This window comes from Arthrobacter sp. CAN_A6, assembly GCF_015751715.1.
Classification (GTDB): Bacteria; Actinomycetota; Actinomycetes; order Actinomycetales; family Micrococcaceae; genus Arthrobacter_D.
Genome location: NZ_JADOUV010000005.1, coordinates 129,008 through 143,266 on the forward strand (window position 1 = coordinate 129,008; position 14,259 = coordinate 143,266).

Genomic DNA, 14,259 nt, shown 5'->3' on the forward strand with positions numbered 1-14,259 from the left:
CGCCCTCGGTGGACCTGCCCTACGGAAGTGTCGGAGCGGGATGACAGACTTGAGCCATGACAGAGCCGCTCCTAGCCCACCCGACCGCCAACGGCCGGATGTATGCACGGTCGACGACGGAACAGCCCACCGTCCCGTCCATCACCACCGTCATTTCACAGCTGCCCTCCTCCCTCGGCGGCTGGTTCGGCCATATGGCAGCGACGGCGTTGTCGAAGGATCCGCGCCTCGCCGGCTCGGCGGGAAAGCCGGCCGAACTGCGGGCCGCGGTGCAGGACGCCTCGAAGGCCGCTGAGCGCTACCGGGACCAGGCGGCGGAGCGGGGCACCCGTGTGCACCACTACTGCGAGCAGGTTTCGCTTCGGGCCCTTGACCGCCCGCACGAGCTCGATGCAGCCCGAACCGCTCTGGCGCAGAACGGCGAGGAAGGTTTCGCCCAGCGGTTCGACGAGTGGTGGGACCTCTACGACGTCCGCCCGATCGCTCCGGAGCTCACGATATGGAATTCCGAACTCGGCTATGCCGGAACGCTCGACCTCGTCGCCACCATCGGTGGGCGGATCTGCCTGATCGACTACAAGACGAAGAACACCGACCGCGAGGGCTTCGTCAAGGCACTCGACGACAAGGTCGTGATGCAGCTGGTGGCCGGCATGAAAGCGCAGGAGTCGCTCGTCGACCCGCACGCGGGGCAGTGGGAGGCCTGGAAGTACGGGAACGAACCGCTGCTCCTCGGAGTGGCCGTGGGCCAGACCGAAGTTCGGGCGATGCGCGCGAACCCCGCGGTCCTCAAGGAACACTGGCTCCGGTTCTGCGCGCTGCGGCGCGCGTGGGAAGCAGGCCTCGCGGCGGACGGCGCCGGCCGGGCACTGCTCCCGATCGGACCTCCGCCTTCGGGGAGCGCCGCCCAGCCGGTCGCTGTCGCCGCCCTAGACTAGGGAGGTCATTATTTCGTTCCGCCTCCCCAGAAGGATCCCCAGATGGCTGTCCTGAGTATCCGGATCATCGGAGATCCCGTCCTTCGAACACCCGCCGTCAGGGTGACGGACTTCGGGCCCGAGCTGTCGAAACTCATCACCGACATGGAAGAGACGATGATCAACGTCCAGGGTGCGGGCCTCGCCGCACCGCAGGTCGGCATCGGGCTCCAGGTCTTCACCTACCGGATCGACGGCTTCGAGGGGCACGTAGTGAACCCCGTGCTCGAGGTGGGCCAGGAGCAGCAGGAGGAAGGCGACGTCGAAGGCTGCCTCTCGGTGCCGGGCCTCGGGAACTTCCTGCCGCGCGGCCGGTGGGCGCGGGTCCGCGGGCAGGATCGGCACGGGAATCCGCTGGACATCGAAGGCACCGGCATGCTCGCGCGCTGCCTCCAGCACGAAACCGACCATCTTCGCGGCAAGCTCTACATCGACCGGCTTGAAGGAGAAGAAAAACGGGCGGCGATGCGGGCGATCCGCAGTGCCGGCTTCAACTCGGTCACCCAGCAGACAGCCCTTCAGAGGGCCAGGTCATTGGGGTCGAGCTTCAGCAGGGCGGAGCAGCCCGGAGCCGCGGCGTTCGCGCCCACCGGAGCGCGGCGGAAATCCCGCCCATGAGGATACTCTTCGCCGGAACGCCCCGTGTCGCTGTTCCTTCGCTCCAGGCGCTCTCCGACGCCGGCTTCGAAATAGCTGCAGTGCTCACCAGGGTGGACGCCCCCCTTGGCCGGAAAAAGGTGTTGACGCCAAGCCCGGTTGCCGGCCGTGCCGAGGAGCTCGGGCTTCCCGTGATCAAAGCCAACCGGTTCGACGACACCGTGATCGCCGAACTCGACGCGCTGGCCCTTGATGCTGCAGCGATCGTCGCCTACGGCGGCCTCGTCCCCAAGCGGGCCCTCACCATTCCACTGCACGGGTGGATCAACCTGCACTTCTCCCTGCTTCCCGCCTGGCGCGGAGCAGCGCCCGTCCAGCATGCCGTGCTGAACGGCGACGACATCACCGGAGCGTCGACGTTCCGCCTCGAGGAAGGGCTGGACACCGGACCCGTCTTCGGATCGATGACCGAGACGCTCCGTCCGGCTGACACGAGCGGCGAAGTGCTCGATCGGCTCTCGGTCAGCGGAGCGGTGCTGCTGATGCAGACGCTGTCGGCAATCGACGCCGGCGGAGTCGAAGCGCAGCCGCAGCAGGGCGGCATCACCCTTGCCCCCAAGATCACTATTGCCGATGCACGGATCGACTGGAACCAGCCCGCCGTCGCCGTCCGCCGGCGAATCAACGCCGTCACTCCGGAGCCGGGGGCATGGACCATCGCTGGAGGCCAGCGGATCAAGCTGGGGCCGGTGACTCCGGTGGAGGCAACCGACCAAAGCCGGCAGGCCGTATCGCCCGGTCGCGTCCTGGTGCAGGGCAACGACGTCGTCGTCGGTACCGGGACCGTGCCCGTCCTGCTCCGCGGGGTCCAGCCGGCCGGCAAGAAAATGATGGACGCGCCCGCCTGGGCGCGGGGAGCGTCAGCGCACGGAGGGTTGGTATTCGAATGAGTACATCGGAGGGCCCCGGAGGGGGCAACACCAGAGGCGGCAACACCAGTCGGGGCAGCGACAAGGGGAGCGGCGACGCCGGAACCCGAAGGCGCAACGAGCAGGGGCGGGAGCGCAACCGGGGCGGCGAGCGGAAATTCTCCGAGGCCGCTCCGTCGCAGCGCACCCGGCGTGCAGATCCGGCACGGCTGGTGGCGTTCGAAGTGCTGCGCGCCGTCGCCTCGGAGGACGCCTATGCGAACCTCGTGCTGCCGGGAAGCATCAAGAAGCACCGTCTTGACCGGCGCGATGCCGGTTTCGCCACCGAACTGGCATACGGAGCCCTCCGGGGACAGGGCACCTACGATGCCGTGCTCGCCCGCTGCGTGGACCGGCCTCTCGACCAGCTCGATCCCGCGATCCTGGATGCCCTGCGTCTCGGCGCCCATCAGCTCCTCGCGATGCGGGTTCCCGCCCATGCCGCGCTGGACCAGACGGTGGGACTCGTGCGTGCCGTCGTGGGAGCCGGGCCCAGCGGCCTGGTCAACGCCGTGCTGCGGAAGGTTTCAGCGAAGGACTCCGCTGCCTGGGTGGCGGAGCTCGTGGCAGGGCAGAGCGACGCGACGAAGATCGCGGCGCTGACCCACAGCCACCCGGAGTGGATCGTGCGGGCGCTCCGGCAGTCGCTCGTGGCCCACGGCAGGGAAGCGGCCGAGATCGACGCCCTGCTCGAGGCCGACAACGCTGCCCCGATGGTCAATCTGATTGCCCTGCCCGGGCTGGGATCGCTCGGGGAAGCCGAGGCGGAAGGGGCTGCGCCGGGTAGATTCGCCGAGGGATCGGCCTACTTCGCAGGAGGCCACCTCACCCAGCTCAGCGGGATCCGGAACGGCACGGTGAGGGTCCAGGACGAGGGATCGCAGCTCGTGGCCCGTGCACTGGCCGCCGTCGTCCTCGAGCCGGTGCGGCCGGACGCCGGCGCACCGAAGGAGCGGTGGCTTGATCTCTGCGCTGGCCCCGGCGGGAAGTCGGCCCTGCTTGCCGCCCTTGCCCAGCCCCGGGGCCATACCCTCGTGGCCAACGAGCCCGTGCCGCACCGGGCGCAGCTGGTCCGCCAGGCGCTCAACCCCATCGACGCGGGTACCTGGCGCGTACGGGTGGGGGACGGGCGCGAGCTCGGGCAGGAGGAGCCCGGGGAGTTCGACCGCGTGCTGGTGGACGCGCCCTGCACGGGCCTCGGTGCCCTACGGCGTCGGCCGGAGTCGAGGTGGCGGCGGCAGCCGTCCGACCTCGTGGATCTGGCACCCCTGCAGCGGGAACTCCTCTACTCTGCGCTCGACGCCGTGCGGCCCGGCGGCGTGGTGGCCTATGTCACCTGCTCGCCGCACCACGCGGAAACGCTCGCCGTCGTCGAAGACTGCCTGCGGAAGCGCCCTGGCATGGAACTGCTGGACTCGGGCACCGTCCTCGATTCCGTGAGCATCGGGGGTCCCCTCGACGCGGGCTCCGGCTCCACCGCCCAGCTGTGGCCCCACGTACACGGGACCGACGCCATGTTCCTCGCGCTGATCCGCAAGCCCCTCGCCGGCCCACCAGGAGCCTGACGCCGCCTGCAGCACACCTATCCACACGCATCCCGAAGGACAGCCATGGCAGCCTGCTGCATTCACCCGAGTATCCTCTCCGCCGACTTCGCCAACCTCCAAGCGGAGCTTGAGCGCATCCGGTCGGCCGACGCAGTCCATGTCGATGTCATGGACAACCATTTCGTGCCGAACCTGACGCTGGGGCTTCCCGTCGTGAAGCGGATCCAGGAGGTGAGCCCACTGCCGCTCGACGTCCACCTGATGATCGACGACGCCGACCGCTGGGCCCCCGCCTATGCGGAACTGGGAGTCGCGTCGGTGACCTTCCACGCCGAGGCGTCCGCGGCGCCGGTCCGACTCGCACGCGAGTTGAGGTTCACCGGCGCCAAGGCAGGGATGGCACTTCGTCCCGCCACGCCGGTGGAGCCCTACCTCGACATGCTGGGGGAGCTGGACCTGCTGCTCGTGATGACGGTCGAGCCCGGCTTCGGCGGGCAGTCCTTCCTTGACCTGACGCTGCCCAAGATCCGGCGTGCGGCCGCAGCGGTCCGCGGCGCGTCACTGCCCCTGGCCATCCAGGTGGACGGTGGAATCACCGAGGAGACCATCGTCCGTGCAGCCGACGCCGGTGCCACCGTCTTCGTTGCGGGTTCCTCCGTGTACGGAGCGGATGATGCGTCGGCTGCCATCGACCGGCTGCGCCGTGCTGCGATGGATTCCTGAAGCTGCCGCTAACCCGGCGGGTCGGTGATCGTGATCCGCACCGCCGTCGTCTCCATGGCGACCCTCTGGAGGATGACAAGGCGCGGATCGGGAACCGTCGCGAACGGCAAGTGGGGCAACGACCCGTACTTTCCCAGCGACGGCTGCTCGAACACTTCCGCCGCCAGTGCGCGGTCGCCGCCGCGCTGGATGCACTCGACGGGATGTCCGCCGAAAATGGCCGCTGCACGTTCCGCAGCCTCGAGGACCAGGGACGACGCCTGGTTGGCGCGGCGCCGTGCGAACCGCTGCTGCGACCACCCGCCGGCCGCGGTGCGGGACTGGACGTAGCGAGTGCCGGTCTTCGACGCGACGAGCATTCCGCTGCGGGCCACGCCCACCGAGTAGCCGCCGCGCCGGATGAGGACGACGCCGGCGGTGCGGGGCGAACCCGCGGCGGTTCGAATGGCATCGATCACCTCGGCCTCGACCGGGGGCCCCTCTTTCAGGGCCAGGGGCAGCGGGGGAGTGATCACCGCACGGCACTGGTTGGCGCCGGTGAGAACGGCCGCTCCGGGTTCGGCCGTGAAGGTATAGCCGCCGTTGCGGGCCGCGAAGCGTTCGAGCCAGCCCGGAAGACGGCCGGCAGCGACCAGCACGGTCCTCGTGTCCGTCATGAATGTGCTCCTCCGCCCGGAACAGCCCGGCCGCTGCGCTGTCCGTGCTACACAGTAGCCTTGGCGGTGTGAATGATCTATTCAGCATGGACGCGGATACCGATGCCGATGCCGACGACGATGGTGTCGTCCCGGCGGGCGGCGGGCGTGTTCCGGGAATGGGTGTTCCCGGCGGAGGGCAGCGCCCCCGGAGTCCCCTTGCTGTCCGGATGCGGCCCCGGACCCTCGACGAGGTGGTGGGCCAGCAGCATCTGCTCGGCCCGGGTTCCCCGCTGCGGACCCTCGCCGGGGATGCCGATTCCGGCGGTCCGGCCGGGCCGTCGTCAGTCATCCTGTGGGGCCCGCCGGGAACGGGGAAAACAACCCTGGCGCATGTCATCGCGCGCGGGCAGGGCCGCCAGTTCGTGGAGCTTTCCGCCATCACCGCGGGCGTCAAGGATGTGCGCCGGGTCATGGATGAGGCGCTCACCGCCAGGGACCTGCACCGTCGGACCACCATCCTCTTCCTCGATGAGATCCACCGGTTCAACAAGGCCCAGCAGGACGCCCTGCTGCCGGGCGTGGAGAACCGCTGGGTGGTGCTGATTGCGGCGACCACCGAAAACCCCTCCTTCTCCGTGGTGTCACCCCTGCTGTCGAGGTCACTCCTCCAGACCCTCAGACCCCTGACCGAGGCGGACATCGGGGGGCTGCTCCAGCGCGCCGTCGACGACGAACGCGGCCTCGCAGGATCCGTCCGCCTCACCGAGGAGGCGCTCGCCCATCTGGTGCGGCTGGCGGCGGGAGACGCGCGGCGCGGCCTCACCGCCCTTGAAGCGGCGGCGGGTGTCGCCCAATCCGTGCAGGGCAACCCCCCGGGCCCCGTCGACGTCGAACTCTCCCATGCGGAGAAAGCGGTGGACGTGGCAGCGCTGCGCTACGACCGCGCGGGCGACCAGCACTACGACGTCGCAAGCGCGTTCATCAAGTCGCTTCGCGGCTCCGACGTCGACGCAGCGCTGCACTACCTCGCGCGGATGCTCGAAGCAGGCGAGGACCCCCGTTTCGTGGCGCGGCGGCTCATGATCTCCGCTTCCGAGGACGTGGGCATGGCCGATCCCTCGGCCCTGCAGACGACGGTCGCGGCCGCGCAGGCCGTGCAGCTCGTGGGAATGCCGGAGGCGCGGATCATCCTCGCCGAGGCAGTTGTGCATGTCGCCACCGCACCCAAATCGAATGCAGCCTACAATGGCATCAATGCTGCCGTTGCTGATGTCCGGGCGGGCCGTGGCCAGGGTATCCCTGCACACCTCCGGGACGCCCACTACCCCGGCGCGGGACAGTTGGGGCACGGCAAGGGGTATGTCTACTCGCAGAACGAGCCGCATGGCATCGCTTTCCAGCAATACGCCCCGGACGACCTCGTGGGACGCGACTACTACACTCCCACTGATCGGGGTGCCGAACGCGATATCGGCACCCGGCTCGGCCGCCTGCGGCGGATCATCCGCGGGAAGTGAACGGGCCGAATCCCTCCCGCGGCGGGCTCCTGCCGTCGGAATTCAGCGGTCCGGCGCTGAACTGCTAACATTGCAGGTTGACTGGCAAGTCGCCGATCCCTCCTTATCCTTTCCGCACGTTCCGTGCGCGGCGGATGAACGGACGGCGGACTGTAGCACCGGGAAGCGGCCAATCCCGGCTCTCCTCACTGGAGGCCAGCAACATAGAGGAAGTGCCGCGCAGCTTCGAAGGCTGCGCCGGCTCTTCGCCGCAGAAATAGTGAAAGGTAGACGTGGCTAACAACACACGTGCCCGCCGTAAGGTCCGCATTTCGCGGGCCCTCGGCATTGCTCTGACTCCCAAGGCCGAGAAGTACCTCGAGCGTCGGCCCTACGCGCCCGGCCAGCACGGCCGCGCACGCCGCAAGCAGGACAGCGACTACGCCGTACGCCTGCGCGAAAAGCAGCGTCTGCGCGCCCAGTACGGAATCCGCGAGGCGCAGATGACCCGCGTCTTCGAGGAAGCCCGCCGCACGGCAGGCCTGACCGGTGAGAACCTCATCGAACTGCTCGAGATGCGTCTCGACGCCCTCGTACTCCGCTCCGGCTTCGCCCGCACGATCGCCCAGTCCCGCCAGCTCGTGGTTCACCGCCACATCATGGTCGACGGCGCCCGCGTAGACCGTCCCTCGTTCCGCGTCGCCGAAGGCCAGCTGATCCACGTCCACACCCGCAGCGAGACCATGGTTCCGCTGCAGGTTGCGGCAGCCGGTGCACACCGCGATGTCCTCCCGGCAGTTCCCGGGTACCTCGATGTGCAGCTCGACAAGCTCCAGGCCCGCCTGGTGCGTCGCCCCAAGCGCTCCGAGGTGCCTGTCACCTGCGAAGAGCAGCTCGTGGTCGAGTACTACGCACGCTAGCCGTGCCGCCCGGTGGCACTGCCCCCGGGAATAACTGAAGAGCCCTACCCGATAGCCCGCGGCACACGCCGCGGGCTATCGGGTAGGTAAGGTAAGAAGAAACCCGCTGTTCGGCGGCCCCGCAGAGAAATCGCGTAAAAGGAGACTGCCCATGACCGGTGGAGATATTGCCGGCCTGATTGCGGCCGGTGTGTTCGCTGTCCTGGTCGCATTGCTGGCTGTTCCGATCTGGAAGCTCGGCAAGGTGTTCGACGAGTTGCGCGCCTCCATCCGCACCGTCACCGACGAAACCACCCCGCTGATCGAGGAAGTCACCAGTACGGTCAGCACCACGCACCAGCAGTTGAAGACCGTCGACGGGATCACCTCGCACGTCTCGGACGCGTCAGCCAACCTCTCCGCGTTGTCCTCGCTCGCGGCGGCAACGCTCGGAGCGCCGCTCATCAAGGTGGCAGCGTTTTCCTACGGCGTCCGCTCCGCGTTCGCGGGCCGCCACGTTCCAGCACGTCGCCGTCGCAGCCGCTAGCTCCGAAGAAGCAGGAGATCAACCATGATTCGAAGAGTCTTTTGGATGGCAGCAGGCGTCGCCATCGGAGTGATCGCAGTACGAAAGGTGTCCCGGGTGAAGTCGACCCTGGGCCCGGAGGGACTGAACCGCGCGGTGGGCCAGGTCGGTGACAGCATCTCCGATTTCGCGGACGCCTTCCGGTCCGGCATGCGCGAACGCGAGACCGACCTCAAAGCGGCCCTCGGCGTCGAGGTGCCCGTCGCCTCGACGGGCGCGGCTGACCTGCAGCCCGCCGTCGCCGGCCGCCGCGCAGCTCTCTAGCCCGCGCAGTTCACTCCCCGACCTCCAGGCATGCACCGCTGATTTTGCCACGCCTGGGACACACGCCTGAGACAAAGGATTCAGTCCGATGAAATCCCAAGAAATCGCAGACCGCTGGCTGAGCTATTTCGAGAAGAACGGGCACACCGCCGTGCCCTCGGCTTCCCTGGTGTCGAGTGATCCTTCGCTGCTTTTCACCGTCGCCGGTATGGTGCCCTTCATCCCCTACCTGACGGCGCGCGAACAGGCCCCCTATGACCGTGCGGTCAGTGTGCAGAAATGCATCCGCACGGGGGACATCGAGGAAGTCGGCAAGACGGCACGGCATGGCACGTTCTTCCAGATGTGCGGCAATTTCTCCTTCGGCGACTACTTCAAGAGCGATGCGATACGCATGGCCTGGGAACTGCTGACCACCGGTGTAGAACAGGGCGGCTACGGACTGCCGGCCGAGAAATTGTGGGTCACTGTCTACACCGACGACGACGAGGCGCTCGAGATCTGGCGCGACCAGGTGGGCGTGCCCGCCGGACGGATCCAGCGAATGGGCCGCGCCGACAACTACTGGTCCACCGGACAGCCCGGCCCGGCCGGCCCCTGCTCCGAGATCTTCTACGACCGCGGGCCCGCCTACGGCATCGACGGCGGCCCGGAAGCCGACGATTCACGGTATGTGGAAATCTGGAACCTCGTCTTCATGCAGTACCAGCGTGGCGAGGGAACGGGCAAGGACGACTTCGAGATCCTCGGTGAACTGCCCAAGAAGAACATCGACACAGGCCTCGGACTGGAGCGCCTCGCGATGATCCTCCAGGGTGTCGAGAACATGTACGAGACCGACCAGGTGCGGCCCGTCCTCGACCGCGCGGCCGCGCTCAGCGGCCGGGAGTACACGAGCGCCGAGTCACCGGATGATCCCCACCACACCGACGACGTCCGCATGCGTGTGGTCGCGGACCACATCCGGTCCTCACTGATGCTGATCGCCGACGGAGTGTCGCCGTCGAACGAAGGCCGCGGCTACGTGCTCCGCCGGCTCATCCGCCGCGCTGTGCGCGCCATGCGACTTCTCGGCGTGGAGAAAGCCTGCCTCCCGGAGCTGCTCCCCGCCTCGCGGGACGCCATGAAGGGCGTCTACCCGGTCGTCGAGGAGGATTTCGCCCGGATCAGCCGGATCGCCTACGCCGAGGAGAAGGCGTTCCTCAGGACCATCGCCTCCGGCACGGCCCGGCTCGAGGACGCGGTTCGGGAGTCCAAGGCCGCCGACCGCCCGTTGTCCGGCCAGGACGCCTTCGCCCTGCATGACACCTACGGGTTCCCCATCGACCTCACGCTGGAAATGGCGGAGGAGGCAGGTCTCGCCGTCGACGCCGACGGGTTCCGCGCCCTGATGCTCGAGCAGCGCCAGCGCGCCCAGGCGGACGCCAAGGGCAAGAAGACCGGTCACGCCGATCTCTCGGTCTTTTCCGAGCTGCTCAGCGGCGGCTCGACCATCTTCACCGGCTACGACGAACTGACGGACGAGGGCACCGTCCGCGGCATCGTGGTCAACGGGCGGGCGGTGCCGGTCGCATCCCAGGGGGACGAGGTGGAGCTGATCCTCGATCGCACCCCGTTCTATGCCGAAGCCGGTGGCCAGGCCGCCGACGTCGGGCTGATCACCGGGAACGGCTTCGTCGTCGAGGTGCTCGATGTGCAGCGACCCGTGAAGGGTCTCAGTGTGCACCGTGCAGTGGTCCGGGAAGGAGAGCTCACCGTTGGCGCGACAGCTACCGCCGCCGTCGACCGCCAGCGCCGGCACGCCGGGGAGCAGGCCCACTCCGGAACCCACATCGTCCACGCGGCACTCCACCAGATCCTCGGTCCGGAAGCACTGCAGCGCGGCTCGTTCAACAAGGCCGGCTATCTGCGGTTCGACTTCGCCTGGGGCGAGGGCATCAGCCCGGCAGCCCGTTCCGAGATCGAAGAAGTGTCGAATATCGCCATCCGCAACAACCACCAGGTCGAGACGAAGATCATGTCCCTCGACGATGCGAGGGCACAGGGCGCCACCGCGCTCTTCGGAGAGGCATACGGGGACACCGTCCGCGTGGTCGAGATGAACGGCGACTGGTCAAGGGAGCTGTGCGGCGGCACGCACGTGGCATCGACGTCGCTCATCGGCAGCCTGACGCTGCTGGGCGAGCAGTCCGTCGGGTCGGGAAACCGACGGGTCGAGGCCCTCGTCGGGATGGATGCCTTCCGTCATCTCGCTGCCGAGCGGGCGCTCGTCACCCAGCTGTCGGACCTGCTCAAGGTGCCCTCCAATCAGTTGCCCGAAAGGATCTCGGCGACGCTCGGCAAGCTCAAGGCCGCCGAGAAGGAGCTCGAGAGGCTGCGCAGGGACCAGTTGACGGCGGCAGCGGCGTCATTGACCGGCACGGCCGAGGATATCGACGGCGTGCGCCTCATCGCCCACGACGCCGGTGCTGTCGGCGGTGCCGATGAGCTGCGGACCCTCGCCCTGGACCTTCGCGCCAGGCTCGGTTCCGGTGCCGCAGTGGTTGCCGCGGCGGGCACGGCCAACAACCGGCCGCTCGTGCTCGTGGCCACCAACGAAGCGGCCCGCGCTGTGGGCGTCAAGGCCGGGGCCCTCGTCCGCCAGGCCGCAGGCGTGCTCGGCGGCGGCGGCGGCGGCAAGGACGATGTCGCGCAGGGCGGCGGTGCTGACCCCGCCAGGGTGCCCCAGGCGCTCGACGCCATCCGAACCGCTGTGGCTTCACGCTGAACCGCCGACGATGATGACAGGCCCGGGTTCGGATCCGGTACCCGGCTATCCCGCCGGTCCGAAGCTCGGCGTCGACGTCGGACTGGTGCGGGTGGGACTTGCCGGCAGCGGCAGGGATTCATCGCTGGCCATGCCCATCCGCACCCTTGCACGGGATTCCAAAAGGAACAGCGACATCCGGGTGGTGGTGCGCGAAGCTGCGGAGCGCGGAGCCGTGCAGGTGTTCGTGGGTCTTCCGAAAAATCTCAGCGGCCGCGAATCGGAGTCGGCGGCCATGGCGAGAAGCTACGCCGACCTCCTTGCGGCAGCCCTGCAGAAAGCCGGCCTGGGAATCCCGGTCCGCCTGATCGACGAGCGGCTCACCACCGTGTCGGCACACCGTGCACTGCATTCGGCTGGCGTCGGCAGCCGTGGGCATCGTAAGCTGGTAGATCAGGTGGCGGCCGTTGGAATACTCCAGCACGCCATCGACATGCAACGTTCGCTTAATCGGGATGTAGGGGACCCCGTTCCAGCGCGTCAGATGGACGGCCATTCAAGCCCTTCATTGACCTTCAACGAGGAGTCGGCAATTTCCGCTAACACGTCAAAGGAGGGGGATCAGGAGCTATGAGCCATCGATCCGCCCCGCCCCCAGCGCCCCACGACCGGGAGCAGCCCTCCGATGCCGGCGACTACGACGACGGCCCGGTGCACCCGGAGCCGATCGCGCAGTTCTTCGACACGACGGATGCCGACGCACCGAAACCCAAGAGCCAGGCCTCGAAGGCCCGACTGCGACAGCGCCGGCGTCGCCGACGCACGGTGGTCATGCTCGTTGTCCTGCTAGTCTTCGCCGGCGTCGTTTTCGGGGTGGCGATGATGCTGCGGGACCTTCTGGGCCTCGATGACGTCACCGACTATGCCGGCCCCGGCGGCGAGAGCGTGATATTCACAGTGCCGGAGGGGGCCGGTTCCCTCGCCATCGGTACGGGACTGGAGTCCGAGGACATCGTTGCGGACTCCGAGGTCTTCATGTCCTCCCTGGCCGCCATCGCCGGCGGACGCGAAGTCCAGCCCGGCGAATACGAGATGCGCCGCCAGATGTCCTCCGACGGCGCCGCGGAGGCGCTGCTCGGCGAGGACCCCACCCAGGTGCACTATGCGGCAGTTGCGCGTGACCTGCGCCAGGGGGAGGTCTTCACTGTCCTCTCCGAATCCACAGGGATCCCCGTCGCCGAATTCGAGGCCCTTGCCGCCGCTCCTGCGCAGTTCGGATTGCCTGAAGAGGCCCGAAGCCTCGAGGGCTACCTGCACCCGGGCGAATACCGCTTCGACGTCGCACTGACGGCAACGGAGATCGTCCAGCAGATGGTGGACAACACCCTCGCGCAGCTCGAGGCGGACGGCATCACCGACCCCGCCGAGCAGTACCGCATCCTGACCATCGCCAGTATCGTGCAGGCGGAAGCCGGCGAGGGCGACTACGCCTCGGTGGCGGGAGCGATCATGAACAGGCTCGGGCCCGACAACGTCGAAACAAGCGGGCTCATCCAGTCCGACGCGACCGTCACCTACGGTCTGGGCAGGAAGAGCTACGACCTCACCCCTGAGGAAAAAGCCGATACCAGCAACCCCTACAACACCTATGCCAACCCGGGGCTGCCCGTAGGGCCCATCGGATCACCGAGCGAAGAGGCGATCGACGCAGCAGCGGAACCGGCGGACGTGCCCTTCTTCTACTGGGTCACCGTGAATCTCGACACCGGGGAAACCAAATTCTCCGAGACCCTGGCCGAACATGCCCGCTACGTGGCCGAATACCAGGCGTGGTGCGCCGACAACGCCGGCCGGTGCCTCTAGGTGAGCCAAGCAGACGGTACCGCCCTTAATCCGGCGGTACCGGGCCCTGCAATGCCCGCGCACGCTGCGGGTACCCGCGCAGCGGTCATCGGGCACCCGATCGCCCACTCGAAGTCACCTGCCCTGCACAGCGCCGCATACCGCCTGCTGGGCGTCGGCTGCCAGTATTCCGCGGAGGATGTCCTCCCGGGGGAGCTCGAGCAATTCCTCGCCCGGATCCGGCAGCAGGAGGACTGGCGCGGACTGTCCGTGACGATGCCGCACAAGGCCGCCATGACACACCTGACGACGAGCAATACGCCCCTGGTGGAGGCACTCGGCGTGCTCAACACCGTCACCTTCGACCGGAAGGGCGACGGGGTGCACCTCACCGGGCACAATACCGATGCCGCGGGCGTTGCCGGCGCTCTCTCCTACAGCGGGATGGGGTCTCCCACCCGTGCGGCGATCCTCGGAGGCGGCGGAACCGCCGCGGCGGCCGTCGCCGGACTGCACCTTCTCGGTGCGGACCGCGCCGACGTCTTCGTCCGGTCGCCCGAGCGAGCGCGCGGATTGACCGACGTCGGAGCCCGGCTCGGTATCGCCGTCACGATTCAGCCCTGGAGCGGGGCCCGGCACGCGCTGGCCGCCGCCGACGTCGTCGTGTCCACGCTTCCGCCGCACGCGGCCGATTCGCTCGCCGCAGAGTGGTCCGCTGCAGCGGAGCAGCGACACCCCGCCACTCCGGGCACGCTCCTCGACGTGGCGTACGACCCCTGGCCGAGCGCACTGGCGGCCGCCTGGTCCGACGCCGGGGGAACGGTGGTGCCCGGGATCGAGATGCTGCTGTACCAGGCCGTCGAACAGATCCGGCTGTTCTTCCCGGAGGCACCGGAGCCCGGGCGCGAGGTCATAAATGTGATGTGTGACGCAGTGGGGGTACCGCGGCGCTGATCCGGTCCCGGCAGCGTGGCAG

Annotated in this window: 14 protein-coding genes; 13 read left to right on the forward strand and 1 reads right to left on the reverse strand. The window is 68.3% G+C overall.

The window, feature by feature from the left end; all coding sequences use genetic code 11:
- The first annotated feature begins 56 nt into the window (after positions 1 to 56).
- From IWX75_RS10340 to rpe, 5 genes are read left to right on the forward strand one after another with little or no spacing between them, the layout of a single operon-like run.
- Entirely contained in the window at positions 57 to 938 is an 882-nt protein-coding gene (locus tag IWX75_RS10340) for a cytochrome (RefSeq protein ID WP_196822168.1), read from the forward strand.
- 42 nt (positions 939 to 980) lie between these two features.
- Positions 981 to 1,595, forward strand: a complete 615-nt coding sequence (def, locus tag IWX75_RS10345) for a peptide deformylase (RefSeq protein WP_196822169.1) — start codon at positions 981 to 983, stop codon at positions 1,593 to 1,595.
- Positions 1,592 to 2,524, forward strand: coding sequence for a methionyl-tRNA formyltransferase (gene fmt / locus IWX75_RS10350; protein ID WP_196822170.1), 933 nt, complete (start codon positions 1,592 to 1,594; stop codon positions 2,522 to 2,524). Before def ends, fmt begins: the two co-directional genes overlap by 4 nt.
- A complete protein-coding gene (locus IWX75_RS10355) occupies positions 2,521 to 4,107 on the forward strand; it encodes an RsmB/NOP family class I SAM-dependent RNA methyltransferase (protein WP_196822171.1) in 1,587 nt (528 codons plus the stop codon). Before fmt ends, IWX75_RS10355 begins: the two co-directional genes overlap by 4 nt.
- Before the next feature lie 45 nt (positions 4,108 to 4,152).
- Positions 4,153 to 4,812, forward strand: a complete 660-nt coding sequence (rpe, locus tag IWX75_RS10360; RefSeq protein ID WP_196822172.1) for a ribulose-phosphate 3-epimerase — start codon at positions 4,153 to 4,155, stop codon at positions 4,810 to 4,812.
- An 8-nt stretch (positions 4,813 to 4,820) separates the two neighbouring features.
- Here rpe and IWX75_RS10365 read toward each other — a convergent pair whose 3' ends face one another.
- Positions 4,821 to 5,468, reverse strand: a complete 648-nt coding sequence (locus IWX75_RS10365; protein ID WP_196822173.1) for an acVLRF1 family peptidyl-tRNA hydrolase — start codon at positions 5,466 to 5,468, stop codon at positions 4,821 to 4,823.
- A gap of 158 nt (positions 5,469 to 5,626) precedes the next feature.
- On the opposite strand from IWX75_RS10365, the gene IWX75_RS10370 reads away from it, so the two are divergent.
- The 8 genes from IWX75_RS10370 to IWX75_RS10405 all read left to right on the forward strand — a co-directional run bounded on the left by IWX75_RS10370 (position 5,627) and on the right by IWX75_RS10405 (position 14,237).
- A complete protein-coding gene (locus tag IWX75_RS10370) occupies positions 5,627 to 6,967 on the forward strand; it encodes a replication-associated recombination protein A (RefSeq protein WP_334684264.1) in 1,341 nt (446 codons plus the stop codon).
- Positions 6,968 to 7,239: 272 nt separating this feature from the next.
- Positions 7,240 to 7,866 (forward strand): 30S ribosomal protein S4, encoded by a 627-nt coding sequence (rpsD, locus tag IWX75_RS10375; protein WP_196822174.1) that lies wholly within the window; start codon positions 7,240 to 7,242, stop codon positions 7,864 to 7,866.
- A 151-nt stretch (positions 7,867 to 8,017) separates the two neighbouring features.
- Positions 8,018 to 8,392 carry a DUF948 domain-containing protein gene (locus IWX75_RS10380; RefSeq protein ID WP_196822175.1) on the forward strand — a complete coding sequence of 125 codons (375 nt, stop codon included), beginning with the start codon at positions 8,018 to 8,020 and terminating at the stop codon, positions 8,390 to 8,392.
- 45 nt (positions 8,393 to 8,437) lie between these two features.
- Entirely contained in the window at positions 8,438 to 8,695 is a 258-nt protein-coding gene (locus IWX75_RS10385) for a hypothetical protein (protein WP_334684248.1), read from the forward strand.
- Positions 8,696 to 8,783: 88 nt separating this feature from the next.
- Positions 8,784 to 11,462 (forward strand): alanine--tRNA ligase, encoded by a 2,679-nt coding sequence (alaS, locus tag IWX75_RS10390; protein ID WP_196822176.1) that lies wholly within the window; start codon positions 8,784 to 8,786, stop codon positions 11,460 to 11,462.
- A 10-nt stretch (positions 11,463 to 11,472) separates the two neighbouring features.
- Entirely contained in the window at positions 11,473 to 12,075 is a 603-nt protein-coding gene (gene ruvX / locus IWX75_RS10395) for a Holliday junction resolvase RuvX (protein WP_442858968.1), read from the forward strand.
- On the forward strand, positions 12,072 to 13,304 hold the full coding sequence (mltG, locus tag IWX75_RS10400; RefSeq protein WP_196822177.1) for an endolytic transglycosylase MltG: 1,233 nt from the start codon (positions 12,072 to 12,074) through the stop codon (positions 13,302 to 13,304). Before ruvX ends, mltG begins: the two co-directional genes overlap by 4 nt.
- Complete coding sequence (locus tag IWX75_RS10405; protein WP_334684249.1) at positions 13,305 to 14,237, forward strand: shikimate dehydrogenase family protein; 933 nt, start codon at positions 13,305 to 13,307, stop codon at positions 14,235 to 14,237. It begins immediately after the preceding gene.
- Positions 14,238 to 14,259 lie beyond the last annotated feature (22 nt).